General features: G+C 74.6%; 25 protein-coding genes and 2 pseudogenes. 19 read left to right on the top strand and 8 right to left on the bottom strand.

The annotated features are described in order from the left end of the window. Nucleotides 1-154: 154 nt before the first annotated feature. The 5 genes from tenA to C892_RS0101855 all read left to right on the top strand — a co-directional run bounded on the left by tenA (nt 155) and on the right by C892_RS0101855 (nt 5,245). Nucleotides 155-790, top strand: a complete 636-nt coding sequence (gene tenA, locus C892_RS0101835) for a thiaminase II (RefSeq protein ID WP_017555792.1) — start codon at nt 155-157, stop codon at nt 788-790. A 106-nt stretch (nt 791-896) separates the two neighbouring features. Further along, the gene (locus C892_RS0101840) at nt 897-1,874 is read left to right on the top strand and encodes an aminoglycoside phosphotransferase family protein (RefSeq protein WP_026124077.1); all 978 of its coding nucleotides are present in this window, start codon (nt 897-899) and stop codon (nt 1,872-1,874) included. 34 nt (nt 1,875-1,908) lie between these two features. Further along, on the top strand, nt 1,909-3,057 hold the full coding sequence (locus tag C892_RS0101845; RefSeq protein ID WP_017555794.1) for an OmpA family protein: 1,149 nt from the start codon (nt 1,909-1,911) through the stop codon (nt 3,055-3,057). A 46-nt stretch (nt 3,058-3,103) separates the two neighbouring features. Next, entirely contained in the window at nt 3,104-3,433 is a 330-nt protein-coding gene (locus C892_RS0101850) for a hypothetical protein (protein WP_017555795.1), read from the top strand. A 420-nt stretch (nt 3,434-3,853) separates the two neighbouring features. Continuing rightward, nucleotides 3,854-5,245 carry a condensation domain-containing protein gene (locus C892_RS0101855; RefSeq protein WP_017555796.1) on the top strand — a complete coding sequence of 464 codons (1,392 nt, stop codon included), beginning with the start codon at nt 3,854-3,856 and terminating at the stop codon, nt 5,243-5,245. A 100-nt stretch (nt 5,246-5,345) separates the two neighbouring features. Here the strand turns inward: C892_RS0101855 and C892_RS0101860 are convergent, their stop codons facing one another. From C892_RS0101860 to C892_RS0101870, 3 genes are all read right to left on the bottom strand, one after another. Continuing rightward, nucleotides 5,346-6,587, bottom strand: a complete 1,242-nt coding sequence (locus tag C892_RS0101860; RefSeq protein WP_083934300.1) for an FAD-dependent oxidoreductase — start codon at nt 6,585-6,587, stop codon at nt 5,346-5,348. A 90-nt stretch (nt 6,588-6,677) separates the two neighbouring features. Next, complete coding sequence (locus tag C892_RS0101865) at nt 6,678-7,325, bottom strand: response regulator (protein ID WP_017555798.1); 648 nt, start codon at nt 7,323-7,325, stop codon at nt 6,678-6,680. Continuing rightward, complete coding sequence (locus tag C892_RS0101870; protein ID WP_026124078.1) at nt 7,322-8,563, bottom strand: sensor histidine kinase; 1,242 nt, start codon at nt 8,561-8,563, stop codon at nt 7,322-7,324. Before C892_RS0101870 ends, C892_RS0101865 begins: the two co-directional genes overlap by 4 nt. 181 nt (nt 8,564-8,744) lie before the next feature. Between C892_RS0101870 and C892_RS0101875 the strand changes: the two genes are divergently transcribed. The 4 genes from C892_RS0101875 (at nt 8,745) to C892_RS0101890 (ending at nt 12,156) form a co-directional block, all read left to right on the top strand. Then, nucleotides 8,745-9,038, top strand: coding sequence for a putative quinol monooxygenase (locus tag C892_RS0101875; protein ID WP_017537609.1), 294 nt, complete (start codon nt 8,745-8,747; stop codon nt 9,036-9,038). Nucleotides 9,039-9,231: 193 nt separating this feature from the next. Next, complete coding sequence (locus tag C892_RS0101880; RefSeq protein WP_017555800.1) at nt 9,232-10,344, top strand: ABC transporter permease; 1,113 nt, start codon at nt 9,232-9,234, stop codon at nt 10,342-10,344. Further along, nucleotides 10,341-11,024, top strand: coding sequence for an ABC transporter ATP-binding protein (locus tag C892_RS0101885; protein ID WP_017555801.1), 684 nt, complete (start codon nt 10,341-10,343; stop codon nt 11,022-11,024). Before C892_RS0101880 ends, C892_RS0101885 begins: the two co-directional genes overlap by 4 nt. A gap of 607 nt (nt 11,025-11,631) precedes the next feature. Continuing rightward, on the top strand, nt 11,632-12,156 hold the full coding sequence (locus tag C892_RS0101890) for an RICIN domain-containing protein (protein WP_017537611.1): 525 nt from the start codon (nt 11,632-11,634) through the stop codon (nt 12,154-12,156). Nucleotides 12,157-12,251: 95 nt separating this feature from the next. On the opposite strand, the gene C892_RS0101895 is transcribed toward C892_RS0101890, so the two are convergent. Then, complete coding sequence (locus C892_RS0101895) at nt 12,252-13,469, bottom strand: FAD-dependent oxidoreductase (RefSeq protein ID WP_017555802.1); 1,218 nt, start codon at nt 13,467-13,469, stop codon at nt 12,252-12,254. A gap of 539 nt (nt 13,470-14,008) precedes the next feature. Here C892_RS0101895 and C892_RS0101900 point away from each other — a divergent pair. The 7 genes and pseudogenes from C892_RS0101900 to C892_RS0101925 all read left to right on the top strand — a co-directional run bounded on the left by C892_RS0101900 (nt 14,009) and on the right by C892_RS0101925 (nt 20,475). Further along, nucleotides 14,009-15,550: a class I adenylate-forming enzyme family protein gene (locus C892_RS0101900; protein ID WP_017555803.1), complete on the top strand. Its 1,542-nt coding sequence runs from the start codon at nt 14,009-14,011 to the stop codon at nt 15,548-15,550. Further along, nucleotides 15,541-16,260 carry a tRNA-dependent cyclodipeptide synthase gene (locus tag C892_RS0101905; protein ID WP_017555804.1) on the top strand — a complete coding sequence of 240 codons (720 nt, stop codon included), beginning with the start codon at nt 15,541-15,543 and terminating at the stop codon, nt 16,258-16,260. Before C892_RS0101900 ends, C892_RS0101905 begins: the two co-directional genes overlap by 10 nt. Nucleotides 16,261-16,692: 432 nt before the next feature. Next, nucleotides 16,693-16,926, top strand: coding sequence for a DUF4258 domain-containing protein (locus C892_RS0101910; protein WP_017555805.1), 234 nt, complete (start codon nt 16,693-16,695; stop codon nt 16,924-16,926). A gap of 14 nt (nt 16,927-16,940) precedes the next feature. Next, a pseudogene (locus C892_RS32510) lies at nt 16,941-17,066 on the top strand (excisionase family DNA-binding protein); the annotation flags it as partial. A gap of 168 nt (nt 17,067-17,234) precedes the next feature. Beyond that, nucleotides 17,235-17,480 (top strand): helix-turn-helix domain-containing protein, encoded by a 246-nt coding sequence (locus C892_RS32065; protein ID WP_051060465.1) that lies wholly within the window; start codon nt 17,235-17,237, stop codon nt 17,478-17,480. A 343-nt stretch (nt 17,481-17,823) separates the two neighbouring features. Continuing rightward, nucleotides 17,824-19,893 (top strand): acyltransferase family protein, encoded by a 2,070-nt coding sequence (locus C892_RS0101920; protein WP_275041804.1) that lies wholly within the window; start codon nt 17,824-17,826, stop codon nt 19,891-19,893. Between the two features lie 138 nt (nt 19,894-20,031). Then, nucleotides 20,032-20,475 carry a VOC family protein gene (locus tag C892_RS0101925; RefSeq protein ID WP_017555808.1) on the top strand — a complete coding sequence of 148 codons (444 nt, stop codon included), beginning with the start codon at nt 20,032-20,034 and terminating at the stop codon, nt 20,473-20,475. Nucleotides 20,476-20,500: 25 nt separating this feature from the next. Here C892_RS0101925 and C892_RS0101930 read toward each other — a convergent pair. Beyond that, a pseudogene (locus tag C892_RS0101930) lies at nt 20,501-20,842 on the bottom strand (helix-turn-helix domain-containing protein); the annotation flags it as partial. 51 nt (nt 20,843-20,893) lie between these two features. Between C892_RS0101930 and C892_RS28365 the strand changes: the two are divergent. Beyond that, nucleotides 20,894-21,082, top strand: a complete 189-nt coding sequence (locus tag C892_RS28365) for an anthrone oxygenase family protein (RefSeq protein ID WP_338040823.1) — start codon at nt 20,894-20,896, stop codon at nt 21,080-21,082. Here C892_RS28365 and C892_RS0101940 read toward each other — a convergent pair. Beyond that, nucleotides 21,069-22,286, bottom strand: coding sequence for an MFS transporter (locus tag C892_RS0101940; protein ID WP_051060466.1), 1,218 nt, complete (start codon nt 22,284-22,286; stop codon nt 21,069-21,071). The genes C892_RS28365 and C892_RS0101940 overlap by 14 nt on opposite strands. Nucleotides 22,287-22,369: 83 nt before the next feature. Here C892_RS0101940 and C892_RS0101945 point away from each other — a divergent pair, with 83 nt between their 5' ends. Continuing rightward, the gene (locus C892_RS0101945; protein WP_017555812.1) at nt 22,370-23,338 is read left to right on the top strand and encodes a DUF5937 family protein; all 969 of its coding nucleotides are present in this window, start codon (nt 22,370-22,372) and stop codon (nt 23,336-23,338) included. A 356-nt stretch (nt 23,339-23,694) separates the two neighbouring features. On the opposite strand, the gene C892_RS0101950 is transcribed toward C892_RS0101945, so the two are convergent. Continuing rightward, nucleotides 23,695-24,051, bottom strand: coding sequence for an ArsR/SmtB family transcription factor (locus C892_RS0101950; protein WP_017555813.1), 357 nt, complete (start codon nt 24,049-24,051; stop codon nt 23,695-23,697). A 54-nt stretch (nt 24,052-24,105) separates the two neighbouring features. Here C892_RS0101950 and C892_RS0101955 point away from each other — a divergent pair, with 54 nt between their 5' ends. Beyond that, nucleotides 24,106-24,885, top strand: coding sequence for an SDR family NAD(P)-dependent oxidoreductase (locus C892_RS0101955; protein WP_017555814.1), 780 nt, complete (start codon nt 24,106-24,108; stop codon nt 24,883-24,885). 121 nt (nt 24,886-25,006) lie between these two features. Here C892_RS0101955 and C892_RS0101960 read toward each other — a convergent pair whose 3' ends face one another. Then, nucleotides 25,007-26,518: an amidase gene (locus tag C892_RS0101960; RefSeq protein WP_017555815.1), complete on the bottom strand. Its 1,512-nt coding sequence runs from the start codon at nt 26,516-26,518 to the stop codon at nt 25,007-25,009. Nucleotide 26,519: the final 1 nt, after the last annotated feature.

The raw sequence follows: 26,519 nt of genomic DNA on the forward strand, positions 1-26,519 counted from the left end.
GCGGCTTGTAGGGTCGGCGGCACGGCGCGGGGTGCGCCGGTGGGCCTTCCGCTGGGCAGCGTGGGGGTCCGTCGGCGCTGAGATCACACCCGTCGAACCTGCACTAGCTCGTACTAGCGAAGGGACGCCTACTGTGGGCGGATTCTGTGCTGAAGTGTGGCAAGCGACCGCCGAGACGCGCGCGGCGATCGACGAGCTTCCGTTCGTCAAGGGACTGGCCGACGGCAGCCTGGAACGGGACCGCTTCGACTACTACATGGTCCAGGACGCCCTCTACCTGCGGGGCTACGCGCGCGCTCTGGCGGTGACCGCCTCGCGCGCCGACCGGGCCGAAGAGATCGCCTTCTTCGCCAAGGCCGCACACGACGCGATCATGGTGGAGAGCTCCATGCACGAGGGCAACGTGGGCAGCGTCGAGGGCGCCAAGCCTTCGCCCACGGGCACCGAGTACGTGTCCTACCTGCTGTCGCTGGCGCAGACGCAGGGGTACGGCGAGCTGGCGGCCGGGGTGCTCCCGTGCTTCTGGGTGTACATGGACGTCGGGTCGCGCCTGATGGACAAGGCCGGGGACCTGGGGGGCCACCCGTACGGGGAGTGGATCGCGACGTACGCGGACGAGGCGTTCGCCGAGTCGACGCGGCAGGCGTGCCGGATCGCGGACGGCGTCGCCGAACGGTCCGACGAGGCGACCGTGCAGCGGATGCGGGAGGCCTTTGTGACGGCGACGACCTACGAGTGGAAGTTCTGGGACGCGGCCTGGAAGAAGGAGGCCTGGCCGTTCACGGCCTGAGGGAGCCCTGAAGGAGCGGGGGAGGAAGCGGAAAACCCTTTGCGGCGCCCCCGCCCCCTTCTGCAGTCTCTTCGGGGACGGCCACCCCCGAGGAGAGGACCCGCGTTTGTCGACCGGAGGCCCCGAAGCGGCGACCCCCGAAGCAGTGCCCATCGACGCCGGACTGGCCCACCGGCTGATCGACGAGCAGTTCCCGCAGTGGGCGCACCTTCCGGTCGTCCCGGTCCCCGTCTCCGGAATGGACAACGCGACGTTCCGCCTCGGCGAGGACATGTCGGTGCGGATGCCCCGCTTCGACCGGTGGGCCGAGCAGGTCGAACGCGAGCACCGCTGGCTGCCGTTCCTGGCCCCGCAGCTGCCCATGCCCGTATCGCTTCCCATCGCCAAGGGGGCGCCGGGCGCGGGGTACCCGTTCGCCTGGTCGGTGTACCGCTGGCAGGAGGGGGAGGCCGTGCACGGCTGTGCGCTGGCCGACCCCCGGCGCGCGGCGCTCGACCTGGCCGGGTTCGTCACCGCGCTGCAGAAGGCCGATGCCTCCGGCGCGCCGGGGCCCCGGGCGGGCAACGCCTTCCGGGGCGTCCCCATGGGCGACGAACGCGACTCCATCGCGGTCGAGGCGCGGGTCCGCCCCAAGATCGCGGCCCTCGAGGGCCTGGTCGACACCGACCGGGTGACCGCCGTGTGGGAGGCGGCCCTGGCCGCACCGGCCTGGGACGGGCCCCCGGTCTGGTTCCACGGGGACCTGGCCGCCGGGAACCTGCTGGCCGTGGACGGGAACCTGAGCGCCGTCATCGACTTCGGGACGATGGGCGCGGGCGACCCGGCCGTCGACCTCCTCCCGGCGTGGAAGTTCCTCCCCCCTGAGGCACGAGGGGTGTTCCGCGAAGCGCTCGGCGTGGACGAGGCCACCTGGGCCCGCGGGCGCGGGTGGGGGCTGGCCTCTTCCCTCCCCGTCCCCGACGACCCCTATTTCAGCGGGCGTCCGGACCGTATGGAGGACGCCCTGCGCCAGCTCCACGAGATCCTCGACGACGCCGACCGGACGCCCACGAGCGGAACCGGGGCCCCGGGTCCCGCGTCCTAGGCTTCGCCCCCATGACGAACAGCGGAGGACCCCTGTGGAGCGACGGCTCGCCGTGATCGTGTTCCCCCTCGCCCTGGCGCTCGCCGCCGCCGGGTGCTCCTCAGGAGGGGAGTCCGGCGGCCCGGGAGGGGGCGGGGAGGCCTCGGACGAGCCGTCGGAGCAGGCAGCGGACCCCCTTGAGGCCGAGGACGCCGACCCGGACGCGTGCACGGGCGACAGCGTCTTCATCGAGGCGGTCGAGATCCCCGGGCTCACGACCGACCCCGTGACGATCCCCGAGGTCGAGAACGAGGCGGGCGAGGTCGTCCAGGAGGAGCAGGAGATCCCGGGGGTGGAGATCCCCGACCGGCGCGTGCCCGCCCAGTGCGCCACGGTCGAGGAGGCCCCGGCGGGCTGCCTGGGCGGCGTCTCCATTCCGCCGAGCGCCCTGCCTCCGGTCACCATCCCCGAGACCACCGTCCCCGGCTTCGAGTACGACGGCACCGAGCTGGAGGAGGTCGTGGCCGAGGAGGCCACGCAGGAGGGCGCAGAGGTCGAGGGCGCCTCCGCCGAGGAGGTGTGCCAGATCAGCGAGGAGGAGGTCGGCGAGAACGGGCTGATCGCCTCGGTGGTTCGCCCGTCGGTCCGGCGCGACTCCCTCCTGCGCGACTCCGTGCAGCGCCCGTCGGTCACCCGCCCCAGCGCGACCCTGGAGGACGGGACCTACATCCCCTCGGTCCACGTCCCCCACGTCTTCGTGGAGAGCGCCTACCTCGAAAGCGTCTACGTCGAGAGCCAGTGGCTGGAGACCCGCAGCGTCGGCGACGTCGAGGTCCTGGAGAACGAGGAGAGCATCGCCTTCAACCTCGACGCCGACGTGCTCTTCGAGGTCGACTCGGACCAGGTGCGCTACGAAGCCGAGGAGACGCTGGGCGAGGTCGCCGCGCAGATCGAGGAGGAGCTTCCCGCCGACGCCCCGGTCAAGGTGGACGGGCACACCGATTCCGACGGCGAGGAGGACTACAACCAGGACCTGTCCGAGCGCCGGGCCCAGTCGGTGGTGGACTGGCTGGTCGCCGAGGAGGGCTTGGACGCCGACCGGTTCACGGTGGCCGGATACGGCGAGACCAAGCCCGCGGCCTCCAACGACACCGACGAGGGCAAGCAGAAGAACCGCCGTGTGATGGTCTCGGCCCGGGGCTGAGAGGCTCGGACGGGGGTATTTTCGGAAACCGCGTCGGGAGGCGGCCATGGCCACGATGATCGTGCGCGCGGCGTCCGGGGCGGCCTACGGGCTCGTCCTCGGCTGCTCCCTCACCGTGATCACGGTCGTGGCCGTGCTCGCGCTCTCGTTCCTGACGGGGTCCGCCGTCGGCGTCCCGTACGTCATCGCGGCCTCCTACGCGGAGGCCGACGGGCTCCCGGAGCTGTCCTTCACCCTGGACCCCGACGGCGTGCTCGGCGTGGTCGCCGCAACCGCGATCGGCGCCATGGCCTACTGGGCGGCGGCGGGTCGGCCCGGCGGCCTGCAAGCGATTTCGCGGGCGTGCTCGGGGCGCACGCCCGGGCCGATCGCGTAGGCCGGGACCGCCGAGGCCGGGGGAGTCCCTGAGCACCGAACGGGACGGTCGGCGGCCCCCTGCCCCGCCCGCCGTTCGGCTGATCTCCCGCGGCCTCGGCGGGCGACACGGCCATGGCCGACCCCGCCCCCGGAAGGACCCGGCCCGGCGCCGGTGCCCCGGCGAGGCCCGATCCCCGGGGCCGTGAATGCGCAAAGCGGCGACGGCTGACCAATCTCGCCAATCCGCCGGACCGCACCCGGGCCGGACATGTAGCTTTGAGCGACCGAATGGAAACGGTGCGGAGTTTGCGCCCTTCGGGAAGGCCGAAACGCCGCACCGGATCCAGCGGCGTACGGGTCCCGCGCCCGCATCGCCCGATCTCCCGCCCGGCCGCACGCGCCACGGGAGGGCCGCCGACAACCGAAAGGTCTTTCACCGGTGCTTCAGGCCCCGATCACCGATCTCGACATCGCTCCCGGACACGTCATCGAGTGGAGGCTGCGTCCCTCGCGGTCCTCCGGCGCGTCCGCGAGGGACGACAGGAGCGGCTCCTTCAATCAGGAGAAGCACTTCAGCGCGGCCGTGGACGCCCGCGCCGACGACGATCCACTGGCCTCCTATGTGGCCTGCACCTTCGAACTGCCCGGCCCGCCGGACCGTGCGGCCCTGGAGGCCGCGCTCCTGTACTTCGTGCGCCGCCACGAGGTGCTGCGCTGCGAGTTCCGCCACCTCGCCGGCGACCTGACCTGCCGGCCGATGGCCGCCGAGGACGCCGTCCTGGACCCCGTCGACATCGGCCCGGTCGCCACCCGCGAGGGGGTCCGCGGCCACGTCGACGACTGCTTCCACCGCATCGACACGCTGTCCTGGCCGCTGCTGGTGATGGGCGCCGTCGTCCGGCCCGAGTCGACCACCGTCTTCCTCGGCTTCGACCACCTGGTCTCCGACGGGCTGTCCACCCCGATCGCGGTCAACGACATCGCCACCGCCTACACCGCCGCCGTCCGCGGCGAGGAGCCCGGGCAGCCCGAGGTCGGCAGCTACCTCGACTTCGGCCACGAGCAGCGCCTCCGGTACGCCCCGGTCGGCGCCGACGACCCCCGCCTGGACCCCTGGAAGGCGTTCATGCGGAGCAACGGCGGGTTCTTCCCCGCCTTCCCGCTCGACCTGGGCGTGGAGCCGGGCGAGATGTACGGCACCGTCAACGACACCGACGCGCTCCTGACCGGCGCGGAGGCCGAGGCCTTCGAGGCGCACTGCCGCAAGGCCGACGGCAAGGTGTTCATGGGGGTGCTCGCCGCGGTGGGCGAGGCGCTGCGCCGCGAGGGCGGCCCCGAGGTCTACCGCGGCCTGATGCCGCTCAGCGACCGGGGGCGCGGCCGGTACGCCGAGGCGATGGGCTGGTTCGTCAACACCGTGCCCATCGAGTTCCCGGTGCCGGCCGGGGCCGGCTTCGCGCAGGTGATGGCCGGGGTGCGGGACGCCGCCGGTGCCATCCGGGAGCGCGGTGACGTGCCCTTCGTCAAGGCCTGGCGGCTGCTCGCGCCCGAATACGCCGACCTGCGCTCCTGGCCGTACGCGGTGAACTTCTTCTCCTACCTGGACTTCCGCCGCAGCCCCGGAGGCGAGAGGCAGCACGCTCTGCAGGCCCGCAAGCACATCTGGGCCTCGCACAGCAACGGCATCTGCTTCTGGTTCCACCGCAACGAGACCGGCATGTACGTCAACGCGATCTACGCCGACACCCCGCAGGCCCACAGCACCAAGGCCTCGCTCACCGCCACCCTGACCGGGGTGCTGGCGGGCCTGGCCGACAGCGGCGAGTTCTGACCCCCGCCCCGGCCCCCGCCGTCGGCCGCCCGGCAAGCGGGCCGGAGCGGACGCCCCGCCCTTCCGGCGCCGCCTGCCGGGGATGGCGTACCCGACGGCCTCAGCCCTGCCTGCGGGCGAACTCGGGGGCGTGTTCGGGGCGTACGCCCAGGCCGATCGCGTAGGCCAGGACCGCCGAGGCCGGGGGGAAGTGCCTGAGCACCGCGAGCGGGACGGCCGGCGGCCCGTCCCGCTCTGCGCGCAGCACCGGGTCCAGCGCGCCCCGGTGCATCCCCAGCTGCATGCCCTGCGTCACGACCGTGGGCAGCCACCGGCGCCGCTGCACCGCCATCAGGTCGCCCACCGACACCCGCCTGCGCTTGAGCGGCCCGGCCAGCCGCGTGGCCGCCGCCACCGCGTCCTGCACGGCCAGGTTGATGCCCACCCCGCCCACCGGCGACATGGCGTGCGCGGCGTCCCCGATGCACAGCAGGCCCCGCCGGTACCACACCGGCAACCGGTCGACCTGGACGTCCAGGTGCTTCACGTCGTCCATCGAGCGCAGCGCGCCCACCCGGTCGGCGGCGTCGGGCAGCAGCCGGGCCACGTCCGCGCGGAAGGCCTCGATGCCGCGCTCGCGCAGCTGGAAGTCGGTGCCCTTGGGGCCCAGGTAGGCGATCTGCAGATAGCCCTCGCGCGGGATCACCACCAGCATGCGCCCCTTCTCCAGCCGCGGGCTGAGCGCCTCCCCGGTCCACACGTCCCCGGGCAGGCGGAACCACCAGGCGTCGATGTCCACCGGGAGCTCCCGCGTGGCCAGCCCGGCCGCGCGCCGCAGCCCGGAGTCCCGGCCGTCGCAGGCCACCACCAGGTCGGCGCGCAGCTCGCCGTCCCCGTCGGGGCCGCTGGTGCGCACGCCGCGGACCGCACCGCGCTCGCGGATGATGCCGGTGGCCTCGGTCTTCATCCGCAGGGTGAACGAGGGCTCCTCGGCGGCGGACTCGGCCAGCAGGTTGAGCAGGTCCCACTGCGGGACCATGGCGATGTAGGGGTGGGGGACGCGCAGGCGCCGCAGGTCGGCGACGGTGACCGTCTCCGAGTCGCCGACCGGGAAGACCGCCTGTTCGACCCTGCTCTGCGGGATCTCGGAGAAGCGCCGCCACAGTCCCAGCTCGTCCAGCAGGTTCAGGGTGGAGGGGTGCACGGTGTCCCCGCGGAAGTCGCGTAGGAAGTCGCCGTGCTTCTCCAGGACCGTCACGTCCACGCCCGCCCTGGCCAGCAGCAGGGCCAGGACCATTCCGGCCGGCCCCCCGCCGACCACCGCGCACGTCGTCGTCTCGCGTTTACCGGCCGATGCGCCCATGGGACTCCAATGGTCGAGCCGTGGCCCCGCCCGTGCGGGGCCGATGCGTTCTCGGGCCCTACCTACCCCGCGGCCGCGGTGGTCGTGTGCTCAGCGCCGGATGTAGCCGAGATCGGCCGCGGCGGCCACGGCGGCCGTGCGCGAGTCCACTCCGAGCTTGGTGTAGACGTGCGCCAGGTGGGACTTGACGGTCCCCTCGGTCAGGTGCAGCCGCTCACCGATCGCCAGGTTGGACAGCCCCTCGGCGACCAGCCCCAGGACCTCGATCTCCCGTCGGGTGAGCGCGTTGCCCCGCGCGCGCAGCCGGGTCATCAGGCGGTCCGCGACCGAGGGGGCCAGGGTGGTGCGCCCGGCCGCCGCGCTGCGCACGGCGGCCGCCAGCTCCTCGGGCGGGGCGTCCTTGAGCAGGTAGCCGGTGGCCCCGGCCTCGATGGCGGGCAGGGTGTCGGCGTCCGAATCGTAGGTGGTGACGACCAGGACCCGCGGGGCGCCCGCGCGCGCGGTGATCGCGGCGGTGGCCTCGGCCCCGCCCATGCCGCCGCCGAAGCGCAGGTCCATCAGGACGACGTCGATGCCGCCTTCGGCGGCGCGGGCGACGGCCTCCTCGGCGGTGCCGGCCTCGGCCGCCACCGTGATCCCGGGCTCGGTCTCCAGGACCGCGCGCAGACCGGAGCGGACCACGGGGTGGTCGTCGGCCAGCAGCAGCCGGACCGGGGCCGGGGCCGGGTCGGTGTTCATGGGCGCTCCTCGGGTGCGGGCCGGTTCTCGGGGGCCGCCCCGCGGTCGGCGGGGTCGGCCAGGGGCAGCCGGGCGGTGACCGTCGTGCCGTGCCCGGGCGAGGCGCCGACGGTGAAGGAGCCGCCCAGCTCGCTCATGCGGGCGCGCATCGCGGCCAGGCCGAACCCGCCGCCCCCGTCGGCGGGGGCGGGCGGTGGGCCGGTGTCGAAGCCGTCGCCGTCGTCGGCGACCTCCAGGACGGCCTGGGGGTGCGGGGCGCCGGTGAAGCGCAGCGTGACATCGGCGGTGTCGGCCCGTGCGTGCCGGACGGTGTTGCCCAGCGCCGACTGGGCGGTGCGCAGCAGCGCCACCTCGTGCGCCGTCGCCAGCGGGACCGGTTCCCCGGCCAGGTGGAACCGCGCGGAGAGGGGGTGCCGTTCGGAGACGGTGGCGCACAGCCGCTCAAGGGCGTCGGGCAGGGTCCGTCCTTCCAGGTCCGGCGGTGTCAGGGCCGCCACGAGGCGCCGCGCCTCGTCGAGGTTGTCGGCGGCGGCCTGGCGCGCGCGGCGGACATGGGCGGCGGCCGCCTCGGGGCGGTCGGGGACGGCCTTCTCCGCGGCCCGCAGCAGCAGTTGGATGCTGGAGAACCCCTGGGCCAGGGTGTCGTGGATCTCGCGGGCCAGGCGCTCGCGCTCGGCGAGGACCCCGGCGGTGTGCTGGGCGCGCGCCAGGTCGGCGCGGGTCGCGGTCAGCTCCTGGATCAGGCGGCGCCGCTTCTCGCTCTCCCGGTACAGCGCCTGGTAGCTCCAGACCACCGCGACGGCGACGGCGGCCCCCAGCGCCGGGCCGAGCGCCACCGCGGGGGTGAGCCCGCCCCGGTGGACGGCGAACCCGGCGACGGCCGCGGCCGCGGTTGCGGCGACGGCGGCCAGCCCGCCCCAGCGGGGCAGCAGGTGCAGCTGGAGGAGGTAGAGGGGGAAGGCCAGCCACACCGCCTCGGCGGACAGCACCAGCAGCGCGGCCCAGCAGACCCCCAGCAGGGCCAGCCACAGTGCCGCGGCGCGGCGGGAGGCGCCGATGCCGGGGACGAGCGGGCCGGCCGCGTACACCGCCCCGGTGGCGGCCGCGGCGGCGGCGACCCAGGCGGCGTCGGCACGCGCATCCACCACGGCCCGGGCCGCGACCAGCAGCAGGAGCCCGGCGACCAGGAGGTGCAGGCACCAGGCGAGCACTCTGAGCGTGGGAGTCAAGCGGTTCACGGGGACCTCACCCTAGCGCCTTGCTGCGCCCTGACCTGGGACGGCGCCCCGGGCGGTGGGGCGGGCGGCGGGGTGGCGATGAGTCCGCGGCCTCGGGGGAGTCATCTCGGGGCGGAATGCGATCGGCCTGCCCCGGGGAGCGTTCGCCGCTCAAGGGGGCACGAGTGGAAGGACGTGCGTCATGACGGTCATCGTCGCCGGGAAGGTGTACGTGGATCCGGGGGACAGGGACCGGTTCCTCCGAGGCGTCGAGGCGATCGTGGCCGAGGGGAGGAAGGCCCCCGGGTGCCTGGACCTGGCGATCTCGCCGGACCCCCAGGAGGAGGGGCGGGTGAACCTCTTCGAGTCCTGGGAGTCGCACGAGGCCCTGGAGGCGTGGCGCGCCGTCGCGCCCGCGCCCTCGGCCGCCGTCGAGATCACCAGGGACGAGGTTCTCAAGCACGAGGTCTCCTCCTCCGGGCCTCCGTTCGACTGATTCCACGGGCCCCTCGCCTGCGAGGGGCCCGGTGATTCTCCACCGGTGCGGACGGTGCCGGCATCTGTCGAAAGGTGGAGACCGCCCTCCGCCCTCCGGACGGACGAGAGCCCACTCCTTCCAGATGCCCGGGAACGGGCCGCGCGACGACAGTGGAGGGGTTGTCACACGTCATCGGAAGGGACGGCCGCACATGTTCGTCGCCTGGAGGGACCTCAGGTTCGCCAAGGGGCGCTTCGCGCTGATAGGCGCGGTGATCGTACTGATCACCCTGCTGGTGGGGATGCTGTCGGGGCTCACGGCGGGCCTGGCGCGGGAGAACGTTTCGGCCGTGACCGGCCTGCCCGCCGACAGGATCGTCTTCGCCGACCCGGGCGGGGAGGGCGAGCCCTCCTTCGCCGACTCCGTCGTCACCGAGCCCCAGTGGCGGGAGTGGGCCGGGACGTCCGGGGTGCAGAGCGCTGAGCCGCTGGGCATCGCCACCACCAAGGCCGAGACCGGAGACGGGGACACTGCCACCGTCTCGGCATTCGGTGTGCGCCCTGGGGCAGGCCTCGCGCCCGAGGCGGGCCAGGTGCGGGGCGACTCCGCCGTGCTGTCCGAGGGCGCCGCCGAGGCCCTCGGCGCGGAGGCGGGCGACACCCTCACGCTGGCGGGGCGCGAGGTCACCGTGGCGGCCGTGGCAGGGGACGCCTCCTACAGCCACACCCCCGTGGTGTGGACGAGCCTGGACGCCTGGCAGGACATCGCCCCGCCGACCGGCACCGACAACGGGCCGAGGGCCACGGTGATCGCGCTTGAGACCGGCGACGTAAGCGGCGGCGACGCCGAAGGCGCCGCGATCGCGGATACCGCCGAGCGGGCCGGGACACTGACCGTGGGCAAGGACGAATCCCTTGCGGCCATCGGCTCCTATGCCTCCGAGAACGGCTCCCTCCAGCTGATGCGGGGGTTCCTGTTCGCGATCTCGGCGCTGGTGATCGGCGCGTTCTTCACCGTGTGGACGATCCAGCGCAGCCCCGACATCGCGGTGCTCAAGGCCCTGGGCGCCTCCACGGCCACCCTGCTGCGCGACGCGCTCGGACAGGCGCTGGTGCTGCTGGTGGGCGGGACCGCCGCCGGAACGGCGGCCGCCGCCGCGCTGGGGGCGCTGGTCTCGGGCTCGGACGTGCCCTTCGAACTGGCACCGGGGACCGTGCTCGCCCCGGCGGCCGTCATGGTCGCGCTGGGTGCGCTGGGAGCCGCCCTGTCCGTGCGCCGCATCACCTCCGTCGACCCGCTGACCGCCTTGGGGAGTGCACGATGAGCCTGGAACTGAACGACGTCACCCTGACCTACCCCGACGGCGACGGGCGGCTCACCGCCCTGGACCGCGTGGCGCTGGAGGTGCCCGCGGGGACGCTGACGGCGGTCGTGGGCCCCTCGGGATCGGGCAAGTCCAGCCTGCTGGCCGTGGCGGCCACCCTGATCCGCCCGGACTCGGGGACCGTGGTCGTGGACGGGACCGCCACCCGCGGCCTGGGGGCGCGGCGGCTGGCCGAGCTGCGCAGGCGCCGGATCGGCATCGTGTTCCAGCAGGCCAACCTTCCGGCGTCGCTGACGGCGGCCGAGCAGCTGCAGGTGATGGCGCAGATCGACGGCCGGTCCCCGCGCAGGGCGCGCCCGCGCGCGCTGGAGCTGCTGGAGGCGGTCGGCCTCTCCGGGCAGGCGGACCGGCGCCCCCACCAGCTGTCCGGGGGCCAGCGCCAGCGGGTGAACATCGCGCGCGCGTTGATGAACCAGCCCAATGTGCTGCTGGTGGACGAGCCGACCAGCGCCCTGGACCATGAGCGCGGGGCGGCGGTGATCGACCTGATCGCCCGGATGACCCGCGAGGAGGGCACCGCCACGGTGCTCGTCACCCACGACCGTGCGCACCTGGGCGAGGCCGACCGGGTCGCCGAGATGGCGGACGGACGGCTGCGCCTGCCCGTCCCGGCCGAGTGAGGGCCGGGGGCGGGTTTCGGACGGGGGCGCTCCCGGGGTGTACACGGTCGTGGAGCCGCGGAACCCCCGCGGCCGCTCCAGGCGGCGCCGCTCCGGCCGAAGAGCCGGGATAAGGGCCGGGAACAGGGCTCGGCACGGGGAGGGGCGCCGACCCCGTCGGCCGCCCGCGCCCCACCGAAAAGAGAAAATGGAAGGCATGCCCGGAATGACGGCGATGAGGATGCATGTCCGCCATGTCGAACCGGAATGCGCCGCACCTTACCTCTGGGGGGCAGAACTTCTATGGGCGCCCTTGCGGAGACCCGATATCCGGACGCCCGCGCTGTTTCGCCCACAGAGTGGAAGGAAAGGGGAGAGGCATCGATGTCCCTCACCACCTGCGGAAAAGCGGGCATCATGGACGGCGCGGGGAAGGAGGGAGGGCGGCGGGAGAGGTTTTTACGGGCGCCCGCCCGGTTCCAGTGGCGCCCCGAACGGCGGCGAATTCCTTGTCGCCTCCGCATCGGCCGTGCAACGCTTTTTCGCGTCGGGCGGACTCGCGCCTTACGGGCGGATCCGCCCTTTCCGCACCCCCGAATGCGACGGGAATTCTATGATCAGGCATCATATGACCGCCTCCGCCGCCGTCCTCCTCTCCTTCGTCACCGCCGCCGTGCTGGGCATCGCGCTCCCCGCCTCCGCGGCCCCCGCCCCGCCGGCCCAGGGGACCGATTACCAGATCCGGTTCGAGCCCAACGAGGCGCGGATGGTCCCCTACGCCGGCGCGGCCACCCGCGTCGACGTGCGGGTCTGGCCGGCCGACCACCGGGGCATGGACTGGGAGCTGACCCGCACCGGCTCGGTGGACGGGCACCCCACCTACGAGATCCGCAACCTGTACAGCAACCTGTGCCTGGAGCCCAAGAACGGCCTGCCCGCGGTCGGCCAGCGGGTCGAGCAGACCGGCTGCACGGGGCGGGACCGCCAGGAGTGGCTGCTGCCCTACGTCGACAACGCGCACCAGATCGTGCCCGTGCGCAACACGCGCCTGGGCGTGACCCTGGAGAACCCCGCCTGGAACGGGTCGTTCCTCAAGCTCGGCTACCGCAGCTTCGCCGACTCCGGCTACCGGTGGGCCTTCGAGGCGCTCTAAGGCGTCGACCGATCCGGCTCTACAGGCCCGCCCCGGGAGGCCCGGGGCGGGCCCCGACCGTTCGGCGCCGAAGGGCGGTCAGGGGCGCCTCCCGGTCAGCGGGCGGCGGATCGGCCGACGTCCGGCCGGGGCCCGCGGGGGTCATGGGCGACGCCGCCCAGGATCCGCTCGAACATCGCCGTCGGCGCCCGCCGCGGGATCAGGCGGGCCAGGCGCATCATCGTGTCGGTCTGCAGCAGCGTCCGGGGGCCGGAGGTGGCGATGCTGCCGGTCGCGCCGTCGCCCGCCTTGACCGCCCGGGCGTTCCGCGCCCGCTCGTAGGCGCCCAGCGCCGCGCCCAGGTCCGGGGCGCCGTCCGCCCCGGACGCGCGGACGGCCCCCTCCAGCGCGTCCCTGAGCGCCGCAACGTCCTCCAGCGCCTGGCCCACCCCCTGGGCCAGGATGGGCGGCATCGCGTGGGCCGCGTCGCCGATCAGGGCGCACCGGCCCTTCCGCCAGCACAGCGGCGGGTCGTGGCGCCGGTGCGGGAACAGGGCCAGGTCCTGCTCGGTGAGCGCCTCCAGGAGCCCGCGCACCTGGGGCGCCCACGAGGAGTAGCGCTCGCGCAGCAGCGGAAGCGCGCGCCCGGGGTCGTCGTGCGCCGGGCCGGCGGGCCACTCGGTGTCGATGAGCCACTGCATCAGGCCGCCGGCCACCGGGCTCATCCCGACGCTGCCCTCGCGCCCCAGGAACATGGTGAACCGCGGCCCCGGGTCGAAGGGGGCGGGGACCAGGCCCTGCCAGGTGGCCGCGCCGGTCGGCCGGGCGCGCAGCCCGGGGCCGTCCCCGACCACGTGGCCGCGCACGGCCGAGTTCACCCCGTCGGCCCCGACCAGCAGGTCGCCGGTGAACTCCCGGCCGTCCTCGGTCCGCACCGCGACCTGGCCGCCCCCTTCGCGGACCCCGGTCACGCGGGCGCCGAAGCGGATCCGGTCCGCGGGCACCCCTTCGGCCAGGCGGGCGACCAGCGAGCGGCGCGTCACCGCGACGGCCGGTGCGCCGTAGGCGGCTTCGAGTCCGGCCAGGGAGACCGTCATCGCCGGCCGCCCGGTGGAGCTGCGCACCGCGACCCCGGGCAGGGGCCGTTCGTCGCCGGAGGTGCCGACGCCCAGCCCGCGCAGGATCGCGGTGCCGTTGGGCCACAGGACGACCGCGCACCCGCCGTCGCGCAGACCGGGGGCGCGCTCCAGGACGGTGACACGGTGCCCCGCGTCGAGCAGCGCCCGCGCCGCCGCCAGCCCCGCGATCCCGCCCCCGCTGATGAGAACCCGCATGACTCCATCCTCGACATCGAGTAGTACGACAATTAGTAGTACTAGACGGTGTCGTCGAACGGCAGGGGGCGGCGGAGGGGTGACCGGATGCGGCCAGTCGGCACGCGCGCGCCCCGGGCGGCCGGGCGTACCCGGGACCAGGGGGCGGGAGCGGCGGAGGAAGGAGCCCGACCGCGGGCGCCGGGAAGATCACGTGAAACGGTGCTCCCGGCGCCCGGAGTTCTCCGGCCCTGAAGACCCTTGACCCGCCCCCGCGCTGTTGGTTGCGTTGGCCGCGGCCCGCATGCGCGTTCCGTTCCGGAATATCCGGGAAACGGAGCGGCGCCCCTCGCCTGCCCGGAACGGGCCCCATCGACGATTCGCGCGCGAACGGCGCGGGTGAAAGCGCGCCTTCGGCGCGGGGATTTCGCAGGGAACGGAACGGCGGCCGGTATTGCGGGCCGCGACGGCGAACGGGAGGACGGATGCGCAGGGATCGGCTCTGGAAAACGAGCGTCGGGCGACTTTTCGACCATCGGGCGCACTCGGGCGGCCGACCGATGATCTTCCGCCTCGACCGCCCCCTCGACATCGCCCCCGAGGCCGGCACCGTACTGGAGGTCCACGAGCTGGCGCGGTGCGTCCGCAGGGCCGCCGGGGCCCTGCACGAGGCGGGGGCCGGACGCGGCGACCGGATCGCCGTCCACAAGGACGACCACCTGGACTGCCTGCTGCTCGCGGCGGCCGCGATCCGGATCGGGGCGGTGCCGGTGATGCTCTCGGGCGGGCTGCCCGGCGAGGCGGTCCGGGCGCTGCTCCGCCGCACCGAGCCCCGCCTGCTGGTCTCCGGGCGGCGCCTGCTCACCGCGGGCGGCGGCGCGGAGAAACCGCTCACCGAATTCGCCGAACGCACTCTGAGCGTGGACCCGGGGGTTCCCGGGGCGCTGGACTTCGCCGATTTCTCCGGCGCCTCCGAACCGGCGCCGAATCCGCGCCGCGACGACGAGCTCATGATGCTCACCCACACCTCCGGGACCACCGGCGTTCCCAAGCTCATCATGTACACCCCCGAGAAACTCCAGGGGCAGATGGCGCGGCTGGAGACCAACCGGCTTCCCGTGATCACCTTCCGGCCCGACGACACCGTCGCCGTTTTCATGCCGTTCGTGCACGCCCGCGCATTCACCTGGATCTATTCGGTGCTGAGCCTTTCTCCGGCCAAAGTCCTGGTGATGAGCTCCAGCGCCCCCGAGACCGCCGGACCGCTCCTGCGCGAGCACCGTCCCACGATGGTCGAAGGCCTGCCGATCGACTTCGCCAACCTGAAGGGGCTGGCCGCCGAACCCGGCCCTGGCCCCTTCTCGAAGGTGCGGATGTACGCCAGCACCTTCGACGCGGTGCACTGGTCGACGATCCGCACCTTCCTCAACGCCTCCCGCCACCCCTTCCCCGTGTGGCGCTACGCCTGGGGCCAGTCGGAGACCGGCGGCCTGGGGATGACCTTCATCACCCGCCGCACCGCCAACCGGCGCCGCGACGCCGAGCGCGGACCGCGCACCGTCGGGCGCCCCATGCCCTCCTTCGTCCAGATCAAGGTCGTGGACCCGAAGACCTTCCGGCCCGTGCCCAGCGGCCGGCCCGGACTGGTGCTCGCCCGCACCAAGGCGCGCTGCGTGGGCTACTACGGCGAGCCCGAGCGCTGGGAGGAGAAGGCCCACGGCGAATGGTGGAACACCGGCGACATCGGGGTCAGGACCTGGAGCGGCAACGTCCGGCTGCTGGACCGCGAGGTCAACCACACGCCCGGCGTGAGCTGCCTCGAGGTCGAGGACGTCCTCGTCGACAACCTGCCCGAGGGGCACGACGTGGCGCTGCTGTCGGTCTCCGGGGGCCCACCGGTCCCGGTGGTGGCCGCCCCCGGCGGGCGGCTCGACCCGGACGCCTGGAGCAGCGCCGTCCGGCGCCTCCCGGCGCTGGCCGACCCGGTGGTCGTGGCCCCCGGCGAGGTGCCGCGCACGGGCACCGGCAAGATCCGCAGAGAAGAGCTGCGCCGCCGCTTCCTGGCCGAGGCCGGGCGTCCCGGGACCGGCCGGTGGACGTGAGCGGGACCGGTCCGGAGCCGCAGCGCCCGGTGTTCACCGCCGAGCCCTTCGGCCAGGACGGCCGGACCGTCCTGGAACTGGGCGACCACGCGGTCCTCGGCCTGAGCCCGGGCAACCGCTACTTCAGCGTCCCCGTGCTGACCGGGCTCCTGGAGTGGCTGGGCGAGCGGTTCGCGCGCATCGACGCGGTGGTGCCGGACTCGGCGCTGGAGCACACCTACCGCGCACTGGGGTACGAGCCCCGGCGCGCCGCGAAGAAGGCCCGGGGCGAGACCAACGTCCTCCGCAACCGGGCGGCGCGGGCCTGGGAGTCCCTGGGCGGTCCGCGTGGCACCGACGGCCTGCACCGGATGTCCGAACTCGCCTCCGGGGACGTGTACCGGGAGAGGTACGCCGAATGCGAGCGCGCCCTGGCGGACGACCCCGTGCTCCACGAGACCTGCGCCGAGATGAGCACAGAGGTGCTCGCCGCGCGCGGCAGCACGGGGCCGCCCACCGGGCAGGCGCTGGAGACCGCCATGCGCTACCTGGTGGCCGAGCTCCCGTTCTTCCTGGCCTCGGCGGACATCTTCGGGGCGCCCTCGTCGCTGAACTTCTACCACCGGCGCCTCCCCCTGGCCGAGCTGGTGTTCTCCGGCGACTCGGTGCTCAAGGCCCCGCCGTGGCAGGGGTATGCCACCGTCCGCCCCGTGGAGCCCGGAGGAGGGTGAGGGGCGCGGGGGCGGGTCCGTCCGTCCCCGCGCCCGCCGGTCATCGGGCCCGGGGCCGCCCTCCGGGCCGGCGCGCCGACCACGGCCACCACGGCCGCCGGCAGCACCGGCACCCGCACCACCATGGCCGCGTTGCCCGCCATGCCCTCGCGTTCGCGCGCGTAGACCGAGTACGTCAGGTACAGCCCCCACCCGGCACCGGTGGAGAAGGCCACCCGGGTGAAGGCCTCCAGCCGCATGCGCCATCGGTTGTGCCCACGTCCGTCAGCGCGCTTCCACCCCTGTTCGGCGGGCCTCGTCCGCGACAGGGCCCGCCCGGATCCACGGATTCCGCGGACAGGGTCCGGGACGGGTGGCTACCTTCAGAAGAGTGGACCGCCTGCGCTTGAGGGATCTGAATCGGCCGATGACGCTGCCCCTGGAAACTGCCGAATGCCCCCACGATTGACCCATCACCTGTTGGACCGCCTGCGCCAGAGGGACATCCGCGAGGCGGATGTCCTGGCCGTCGTGGCCCGACCTATTGTCGAGGTGCACGACCCCGACAACCACTCCTTCAAGCTCTTCGGTTGGACGGTGGACGGCCGCAAGATCTGCGTGGCAGTACGGGATGACTCCTGGGAGACCGACGATCCTGTCGTTAAGACCGTCATGGAAGTACGGTGAGGAGTATGGCCCAGATGCCGGACGTCTCCATTGATCACGAAGCAGATGCTGCCTACGTGACCTTGAGGTTCGGGGCCGTGGCTCGCACCGTCGACCACGGTCGGTTCATCGCCGACTACGACGGTGACGGAGAGGTCGTCGGCATTGAGATCCCGACGTTGCAGAGGATCCCTGAAGCCTCGGAGATTCTCCGCGTGGTTCCCGGGGACGCGGAGGCGCTGGTCCGCCAAGGCATCGAGAAGGTCACCGAGCAGCTCGCAAGCCCCTCCTCAGGCGCCCCCGGCGGGACACCGCCCGCTACGGGAACAATGCGCAGGTCGGCGCGCCCGGCCGGAGGAGGCCGCTCGAAGGCGCCGCTGGAGGAGGTCCGGTTTCTGAGCGTGGCGGAAGTGGCCACGATCCTGCGGGTGACGAAGATGACCGTATACCGGATGGTGCACAGCGGCGCATTGCCTGCGGTCCGTGTGGGCCGTTCGTACCGGGTCCCTGAGCGTGCCGTCCACGACTACCTGCATGAAGCCGATCTCAGGCTGGAGCAGCGCCGGAGCCGATGATCCCGCCCGCCCTGCGGGCGTCGGGGAGTCGCGCCCCGGAATGCGCGGTGGGGGCCGGCGCACTCCGCCTCCCCATCGGTAGCCGAGCCCTTCTTCCCGCCCTCCGGGCCGGCGCGGTGGCGCCGACCAGTGCTTGCAAACCGACCGGTCGGTAGCACCGATGTGCGGGGCGGCGGTGCACACGCGCACCGATCGGCTACACACGGTCGCGTTTTCCTGAGAGAATCCACATTCCTGAGAGAGTTCCCAGGAAAGTCGGCGAGGCGCGCCGTGCGGCGGCGGTACCGGGCGCCGTGCCCCGCCGCGACCAGGTGACGGCCCCGATACGCAGGCAAGGACCTCCGTGACGACTCGATCCCAGCCCGCGCCCCCAGCCCCGAGCCCCGCCCCCGCCGCCCCGCCACCGCGCCGCTTCTTCCCCGAAGTGCAGGGCCTGCGCGCCCTGGCCGTCGGGCTCGTGGTCGCCTACCACATCGACAAGGACCTGCTCCCCGGCGGCTACGTCGGCGTCGACGTCTTCTTCGTCATCTCCGGCTTCCTGATCACCACCCTGCTGCTGCGCGAGGCGCGGGAGAAGGGCCGGGTGTCCCTGTCGGGCTTCTACGTCCGCCGGGTGCGCCGCATCCTGCCCGCGGCCACCGCGGTCCTGGCGGTCACCGGAGCCGCGGCCGTCCTGCTGCTGCCCTCGGCGCAGCTGATCGACACCGCGAAGCAGATCCTGGCCTCGGCCGCCTATGTGCAGAACCTGCTGCTCGCCCAGCAGTCGGTGGACTACCTGGCCGCGGGGTCGGCCGAGAGCCCGGTCCAGCACTTCTGGTCGCTGGCCGTGGAGGAGCAGTTCTACCTCCTGTGGCCGCTGCTCTTCGTCGGCTGGACCGCGCTGCCGGCCCGCCTGCGCCGCGCCCGGACGCTGCTGCTGGCCGGGGGCTCAGTGGTGGCGCTGTCCTTCGCCTGCTCGGTGTGGATCACCCTGAACGACCCCAGCCCGGCCTACTTCCTGCCGCAGACCCGCATCTGGGAGCTGGCCGTGGGCGGGGTGCTGGCGATCGTGCTCGCCCACCGCCGCCTGCCCGAATCCGTGCGGGCCGGGCTGGGGTGGGCAGGACTGCTGGCCATCGTGGCCTCGGCCGCCGCCTACGACGACGCGGTCGCCTTCCCCGGGTGGGCCGCCGCGCTGCCGGTGCTGGGCACGGCCGCGGTCATCGCCGCCGGCCACACCCGCGGCCCGCTGTCCACCTACCGGCTGCTGAGTGCGGCGCCCGCCCGCTTCGTCGGCGACATCTCCTACGCCCTCTACCTGTGGCACTGGCCGCTCATCGTCTTCGCGCTCGCCGCCACCGGGTCCGGCTCCCTGGGCCCGGTCGCCGGGGCGGCCGTGGCCGCCGGGTCGGTGCTGCTGGCCTGGGCCACCAAGATCGCGGTGGAGGACCCCGTGCGCACCGGCGGGCTGCTGCGCACCGGCCGCTCGGCCCTGGTGTTCGCGGTGGCCGCGGTGCTGGCGGCCGCCACGGTCAGCGCCGTGCAGTACGGCCACGTGCAGGCCAAGCGCAACGTGGACTTCGACCCGTCGGTGCACGTGGGCCCGCAGGCCATCGGCGACAGCACCCCCGAGGGCGACACCGCGGCCGACATCTTCCCCTCGCCCGTCGACGCCCTGGACGACCTGCCCAGCGTCTACGACGACGACTGCCAGTCCATGCCCGGCGACCGGAGCGCGGACCCGTGCGCCTACGGCCCCGAGGACGCCGACGTGCGCGTGGCCGTGGTGGGCGACTCGCACGCCGCCCACTGGGTCCCGGCGGTGCGGGAGGTCGCCGACGAGCACGGGTGGCGGGTCTCCACCTTCACCAAGTCCTCCTGCCCCTTCACCAGCGAGACGGTGACGCGCGACGACCGGCCCTACAAGGAGTGCACCGACTGGAACGAGGACGTGGTCGGGCGGCTGACCGGTGAGGACGCGCCCGACCTGGTCTTCACCAGCTCCCGCAGCACCGCCGACAGCGTGCGGGCGGACGGCGAGGAGGGCAAGCGCCGCATCGCCGAGGGCATGGCCGAGCAGTGGGACGCCGTGGAGGAGGCGGGGGCCGCGGTGGTCGCCATCGCCGACACCCCCGCGCAGCGGGCGCGCGTGCCCGAGTGCGTGGAGCTGAACGCCGACGACCCCGCGGTCTGCGCCAAGGAGCGCGACGACGCGCTGGCGGAGGACGACCCGCAGCTGATGGCGGCCGGGATGGACGGCAACGGCGCCAAGGTGGTCGACCTCAACGACCGGCTGTGCACCGACGACAGCTGCCCGGCGGTCGTCGGCAACGTGCTGGTCTACCGGGACAGCCACCACCTGACCGCCACCTACTCCCAGATGCTCGCCGCCGACCTGGAAGAGGCGGCGGCCGAGCCGCTGAGCCGGCTCTGAGGCACCGGGTCTGATGGCGGCCATCGGCGCGCCGATGGCCGCCATCAGACCCCTGATTGGTGCTCCCGGGCGGCGCGGCCCTAGGGTCGGCCCGTCCCGAGCAGTGGGCCGGGCGGACCGGAGAGGGCAGGGGCGCCGATGGCGGACTTCTACCACGTGTGCTTCGCCGTTCCCGACATCGAGCGGGCCATGGCGGACCTGACGGCGGCCACCGGCGCGCAGTGGGCGCGGCCCAGGAGCCGGACCATGGGGGAGTGGGAGTTCCGCATCGTGTTCTCCCAGGGGGACGCCCCCTTCGTCGAACTGGTCGAGGGGCCGCCGGGGAGCCCGTGGGACTGCCAGGGCCGCGCGCGCTTCGACCACCTCGGCTACTGGGCCGCCGACCTGCACCGGGAGGCCGAGCGCCTGGAGGCGGCCGACGCCCCGCAGGACTTCTCCGGATGCCCCTACGGCCGCCCGTTCGCCTACCACCGGCTCGACTCCGTCGGGGCGCGCATCGAGATCGTGGACGCCTCCCGGCGGCCGGGGTTCGCGGCCTCATGGGGCCTGGACTGCGGCGGAACCGCGGTTCTGGGCGGCTGAGCGCCGCCGCGCACCCCGTCCGGGCTCACGCCCGCCGGTACCGGGCCGGGCTCAGCCCGTACACCCGCTTGAAGGCGGTGCTCAGCGCGAACGGCGAGCCGTAGCCGACCCTGCGGGCGATCGCCTCCAGCGTCTCGTCGCCCTCGCGCAGCAGGTCGGCGGCCGCGGCCAGGCGCAGCCCGGTCAGGTAGGCCATCGGCGGCTCGCCCACCCGGTCGGCGAAGCGCCGGGCAAGTGCGGCCCGGGAGCAGCCGCACTCGGCCGCCAGCGCCGCCACCGTCCACGGCCGCGCCGGTGCGGCGTGCATCAGCCGCAGCGCCCGCCCGGCCACGGGGTCGGCGCCGGCGCGGAACCACGCGGGGGCGGCGCCGCCGCGGTGACCGCCTGGGCGGCGTTCGTGCTGGTGGCGGCGGTGTTTGTGCTGACGGTCGCGGTGAACGTCCCGCTCAACGACGCCTTGGACGCGGCCGGCCCCGTCCACGGGGACCAGGCGGCACAGGTCCGCGCGGCCTTCGAGCGCCCGTGGGTCCGCTGGAACGCCGTGCGCACGGCGCTGTCGGCGGCGGGCGCGGTGTGCCTGGCGTTCGCCCTGGTCAGCGCCGCCTGAGGAACGGGCGGCCCGCTGTGAGCACCACGGCCAGGCCGGCCGCGCCCGCGGCCGCCACCGCCAGGTGCGGCGGGACCGCCTCCGCCACGGCCCCGGCCGCCGCGAACCCCGCCCCCTGGGTGATCATCAGCCCCGCCGAGCTCAGGGTGAACACCCGGCCGCGCATCTCCTCCGGCGCCGCCTCCAGCAGCAGGGCGTCCAGCGCCAGCGTGTACCCGAACCCCAGCGCACCCGCCCCCAGCAGGGCGACGGCCGCCACCGGGCCGGGCGCGGCGGCGAAGGCGGGGAAGGGGGCGAAGACCGCCAGCGCCAGCGGCACCATCCAGCGGCGGCGGCGCTCGGCGTCCAGGAGCGCACCGGCCAGCAGCTCCCCGGCCACCGTGCCCACCGGGCCGGCGGTTAGCAGCAGGCCCACCAGCACCGGCCCGCCGCCCATGCCGTGCGCCAGCGGCGCCGCCAGCGCCTCGGGCCAGACCACCAGGGCCGGGGGCAGCCAGGTCAGCAGGAGCACCGAGCGCAGCCGGGGGATCCGCAGCGCCCGGGCGAGCCCGGACAGCGAGGTGCCCACCAGGCGCTCGGGGCCCGAGCCCCGCCGGGCCGGGCGGGCGGCCGTTCCCAGCAGGATCAGCAGCGCCGAGGCCGCCATCATCGCGGCCGCCACCGCCAGCACCGTGCGCGCCGGCAGCACCATCAGCAGCGTCCCGCCCACACCGAAGCCGGCGATCTGCGCGGTCTGGGCCGCCATCCGCAGCAGCGACCGGCCGAGCGGGAAGCCGTCGCCGGGCAGGACGTGGGCGACGGCGGCCGCCCGGCACCCCTGGTAGACCGGCGCGATCAGACCGGTCGCCGCCAGCAGCGCCAGCATCGCCGGCACCGGCGCACCGGGCAGCGACATGCCGGCCACCAGGGCGGCGTTGACCGTCTGGGCCCCCGTCATCAGCGAGCGCGCGGGCAGGCGGTCGGCCGCCGCCGACAGCAGCGCCGCGCCCACCAGCTGCGGGGCGAACCCCAGGGCGAAGGCCAGCGCGGACAGCAGCGGCGAGCCGGTGCGCTCGAACACCAGCACCGACAGCGTGATCTGGACGGCGACCAGCGCCAGGACGGACAGCACCTCGGCGGCGAACAGGGCGCGGAACTCGGCGACGGCGAGCACGCGCAGGTAGGTCGCGCGGCCCGCCGGGGCCGCGGGGGCAGGGGTGGACATGCCCCGACCGTGCCGCGCGCCGACCGCCCCCACAACGGATTCGGCTATGGTCGAATCGAAGGGGGCGGCGGGTGAGCGGACGGGTGTACTTCGCGCACGAGGACCTGATGCGGTGCAGGTTCGCCCTCTCGCCGCTGTGGGAGGCCTTCGCCGCCGCGCACACCCTGCTCGAACCGGACCGCCAGGGCTACCACCTGCCGTGGGTGCGGCGGGCGCGCCTGCCCGAGGGTGCCGACCTGGAGACGTTCCGCCTGCTGGTGCCCCGGCCCGGCTATGTGCCCGACTTCCTGACGCCCGCCCCCGAGGGGCCGCTGACCTCGGTCGCCGACCAGCTGGCCGGGGTGCGCGCGACCCCGGCCGCCCGGGTGGAGGCCGAACTGCGCCGGTGCCTCCTCGACCCGCGCCGCCGGCTCCCCTCCGAGGCGGTCGACCCGCTGCTCCGCGCCCCCGCTGCCACCCGCGACGCCCTGGCCGACCTGCTGGGGGCCTTCTGGGATCACCTGGTGCGCCCCCACTGGCCCCGGATGCGCGCGCTTCTGGACGCCGACATCGCCGAGCGGGCGCGCGTGCTGGCCGAGGGCGGCCTCGAGCGCCTCATGGCGGGGCTCGATTCCCGCCTGAGGTGGGACGGGGCCGCGCTCGCGGTCCGCGGGCCGACCGCGCCCGATGAGCTGCACCTGGAAGGGCGCGGGCTGGTGCTCATGCCCAGCGTGTTCGTGTGGCCGGAGCTGATCCTGGTCAGCGACGAGCCGTGGCAGCCCACCCTGGTCTACCCGGCGCGCGGGGTCGGAGCCCTGTGGTCCCCGGAAGGTCCGCGCCCGCCCGAGGCGCTGGCGGGGGCTCTGGGGCGCACGCGGGCGACGCTCCTGCTCGCGCTGGCCGAGCCCGACACCACCACGGGCCTGGCCGTGCGCCTGGGAATGAGCCCGGGCAGCGTCTCGGGCCATCTGACCGCCCTGCGGGCGGTGGGGCTGCTGGAGTCCTGGCGGGTCGGCCGGAGGGTGCTCTACGCGAGGACGCCGTTGGGCACCGCACTGACCGGCGGCGGCTGAGGCACCGGCGGCCCCGCTTCCTGGCCATGCCGATCCCGGTTGAGAGCGCTCGTCGACGGCTTCTGGCGGCGCCCGGAGGGCGCACGGTGCGTCGACGCCGCCCCGGGAGGCAGTGGGACCCTCCCCCGTCGCCGGGTGCGGCCGCCGCTCGCCGGGCCTCACGGCCGTTCGTCCTCGCTTCGCTGCGGGCGCTCCTCCTTGGCCTGCGCTCCGCAGACGGCGATGGCAGCGGCCGGCGAGGAGGGGAGGGGGTGCGCTGGGCCTTCCGGCGGTGCTGTCGGAGGTCACCGACACGCCCCCGCTGTGCACCGCCCTGCCCGGCCGGGGTCGGGGCGGCGGCCGGTCTCCGGCCGCCGTCAGCGGCGAGCGGCTCCGGAGTCGGAGGCGAGGTGGACGCCGCCCACATCCTCGGCCTCGGCAGCCCCCAGCAGAGCCCCGACCAGTCCGGGGAAGCGCTCGTCGAGGTCCCGGCGGCGCAGCGCGACGAAACAGCGGGTGCCCTCCTGGCGCGTGCGGGTCACCCCCGCGTCGCGCAGGACTCGCAGGTGGTGGCTGAGCGTCGACTTGGCCACCGGAGCCCGCAACTCCCCCCACCCGCGCTCGGCGCCGTCGGCGAGCACCCGCACCAGCCCGATGCGCAACGGGTCGCTGAGCGCCGCCATCACTTCGGGCAACGACAGGTCCTCGGTCGCCGGGTGGTGTGCGTATCTCATCCGGCCATGCTCGCTTGTTCGATATTCGACGAACAACGAACAAAGGGGGGCGGGTTGATCGAGCAGCACCACCAGCGCACCGACCTCGACGACCTCGACGATCGGGTCGCCATCGTCACCGGCGCCGGATCGGGCATCGGCCGCGCCACCGCGATCGCCCTGGCCCGGGCCGGCGCACACGTCCTGGGGGTGGGGCGGCGCCACGAGGCGCTCCAGGCCACCGCCGCCCACCACCCCGGCATCACCGCTCACCCCGCCGACCTGCGCGCTCCCGACGCCCCCGCCCGGGTGGTCCAGGCCGCGACGCACCAGTGGGGCCGTATCGACGTGCTCGTCAACAACGCCGGCGCCACCGAGATGATGCCGCTGGCCGAAACCGATGCGGACCGCATCGCCGCGCTGTTCGCGCTCAACGTCACCGCCCCCAGCCTTCTGGCCGCCGCGGCCCTGCCGCACCTGCGCGACCGGAGGGGAACGATCGTCAACATCTCCAGCACCTATGGCCATAGGCCGCTGCCCGGCGCCGCCCACTACGCGGCCTCCAAGGCCGCCGTCGAGCAGTTGACACGCTGCTGGGCGCTGGAACTGGCCCCCGAGGGGGTGCGGGTCAACGCCTTGGCGCCGGGCCCCACCGAGAGCGAGGCCCTGTCGGCGGCCGGGATCGCCGAGGCCGACGTGTCCCGGATCAAGGAGACCGAGGCCGCGCGGATCCCGCTGGGCCGCCGCGGAGAACCCGACGAGGTCGCCCAGTGGGTGCTCCGGCTCGCCGACCCGGGCACGACCTGGCTCACCGGGCAGGTCCTCACCATCGACGGCGGCCTCGAACTGGCCTGATCCCGGGGGCCGTCCCCAGGGCGCCGGGGCTTTCCAGGCGGACGGGACCGGCCCCGCGGCCGCCCTCCCGAGCACGGCGGGCGGGGGCCGAGGGGCCGGGCGGCTGCGGAGGGGGCCCTGGTCAGCCGGGGGCGGGTGCGTGCTCCGGGAAGGGGACCGCCCCCGGGCGGCGATGGGCCCACGGGCGGGCCTCCTCGAGCTGGGAGGCGAGGCGGATCAGCAGGGACTCACCGCCCGCGGCCGCGATGAACTGCACCCCCAGCGGCAGCCCCCGCTCCGTCCAGTGGAGCGGCAGCGACACCGCCGGGGTACCGGTCAGGTTGGCGGTCAGCGTGAACGGCGTCGCCGTCAGGTTGTTCACCACCTCCCTGGTGACCAGCCCGGTGGCCGCCACCAGGCGCTCGGTGCCGGTGCGCACCAGCGCCCGCTCGGCGGCGCGCAGCCAGCGCGGCGGGTCCAGGCGCCCGACCGCCACCGGCGGGCCGGCGATGGTGGGCGTCAGCAGCAGGTCGTAGCGCGCGTGGTACGCGCTCAGGGCCAGCGTGTGCGTGTTCCACCGGTCGGCGCCGCGCACGTAGTCGGCCGCGCTCATCGCCCGGCCCATCGCCGCCAGCATCAGCGTGTCGGCCTCGAAGCCCTCGTCGCCGCAGCCGGTCTGCTCCTTGACCCCCTCCACCAGCGCCGCCATGGAGCCGTACCACAGCGTCAGGAAGTCCTCGGTCAGCCGGCGGCCGTCCAGGTCGGGCCCGTCCTCGACGACGTCGTGGCCCAGCTCCTCCAGGAGCGCCGCCGCCGAGCGCACGGCGGCCACCGCCTCGGGGTGCACCGGCGTGCCCAGCGGTGAGCGGTCGGTGAAGCCGATGCGCAGCCGCCCGGGCGCGCGCCCCACCTCGTGGGCGTAGGGCCGCTCGGGCGGGGCGATGGGGAAGGGGGAGGTGGGCTCGGGCCCGGCCACCGCGTCGAGCAGCGCGGCGGTGTCGCGCACCGTGCGGGTGACGGTGCCGTTGACCGCGGCCCCGTGCATGGGCTCGGCCATGTCCGGGCCGAACGGCACCCGGCCGCGCCCGGGCTTGAGGCCGACCAGGCCGCAGCAGGCGGCGGGGATGCGGATGGACCCGCCCCCGTCGTTGGCGCCGGCGGCGGGGACGACGCCCGCGGCCACCGCGGCGGCCGAGCCGCCGGAGGACCCGCCGGGGGTGTGCCCCGGGTTCCAGGGGTTGCGGGCCGGGCCGAAGGCCTCGGGCTCGGTGACCCCCTTGGCCCCGAACTCGGGCAGGTTGGTCTTGCCGAAGGGGACCAGGCCGGCGTCCAGCCACCGGCGCACCACCTCGGCGTGGCGGGGCGCGGGCAGCTCCCTCAGGGCGCGGCACCCGGCCGAGGTGGGCACACCGGCGTAGTCCTGGAACAGGTCCTTCAGCAGGAAGGGGACCCCGGCCAGGGGCCCGTCCAGGGGGCGGGCGACGCGCCGCCGCGCCTCCTCGTACATCGGCCGGACGACCGCGTTGAGCAGGGGGTCGACCTGCTCGCACCGGGCGACGGCGGCGTCCAGCACGTCCGCGGCCCCCACCTGCCCCTCGCGGATCAGTCCGGCCAGTCCGACGGCATCGTGTTCCAGGTACTCGTCCACACGCATG

Origin of the sequence: Nocardiopsis baichengensis YIM 90130, assembly GCF_000341205.1 — a bacterium.
GTDB classification, from domain to species: Bacteria; Actinomycetota; Actinomycetes; order Streptosporangiales; family Streptosporangiaceae; genus Nocardiopsis_A; species Nocardiopsis_A halophila.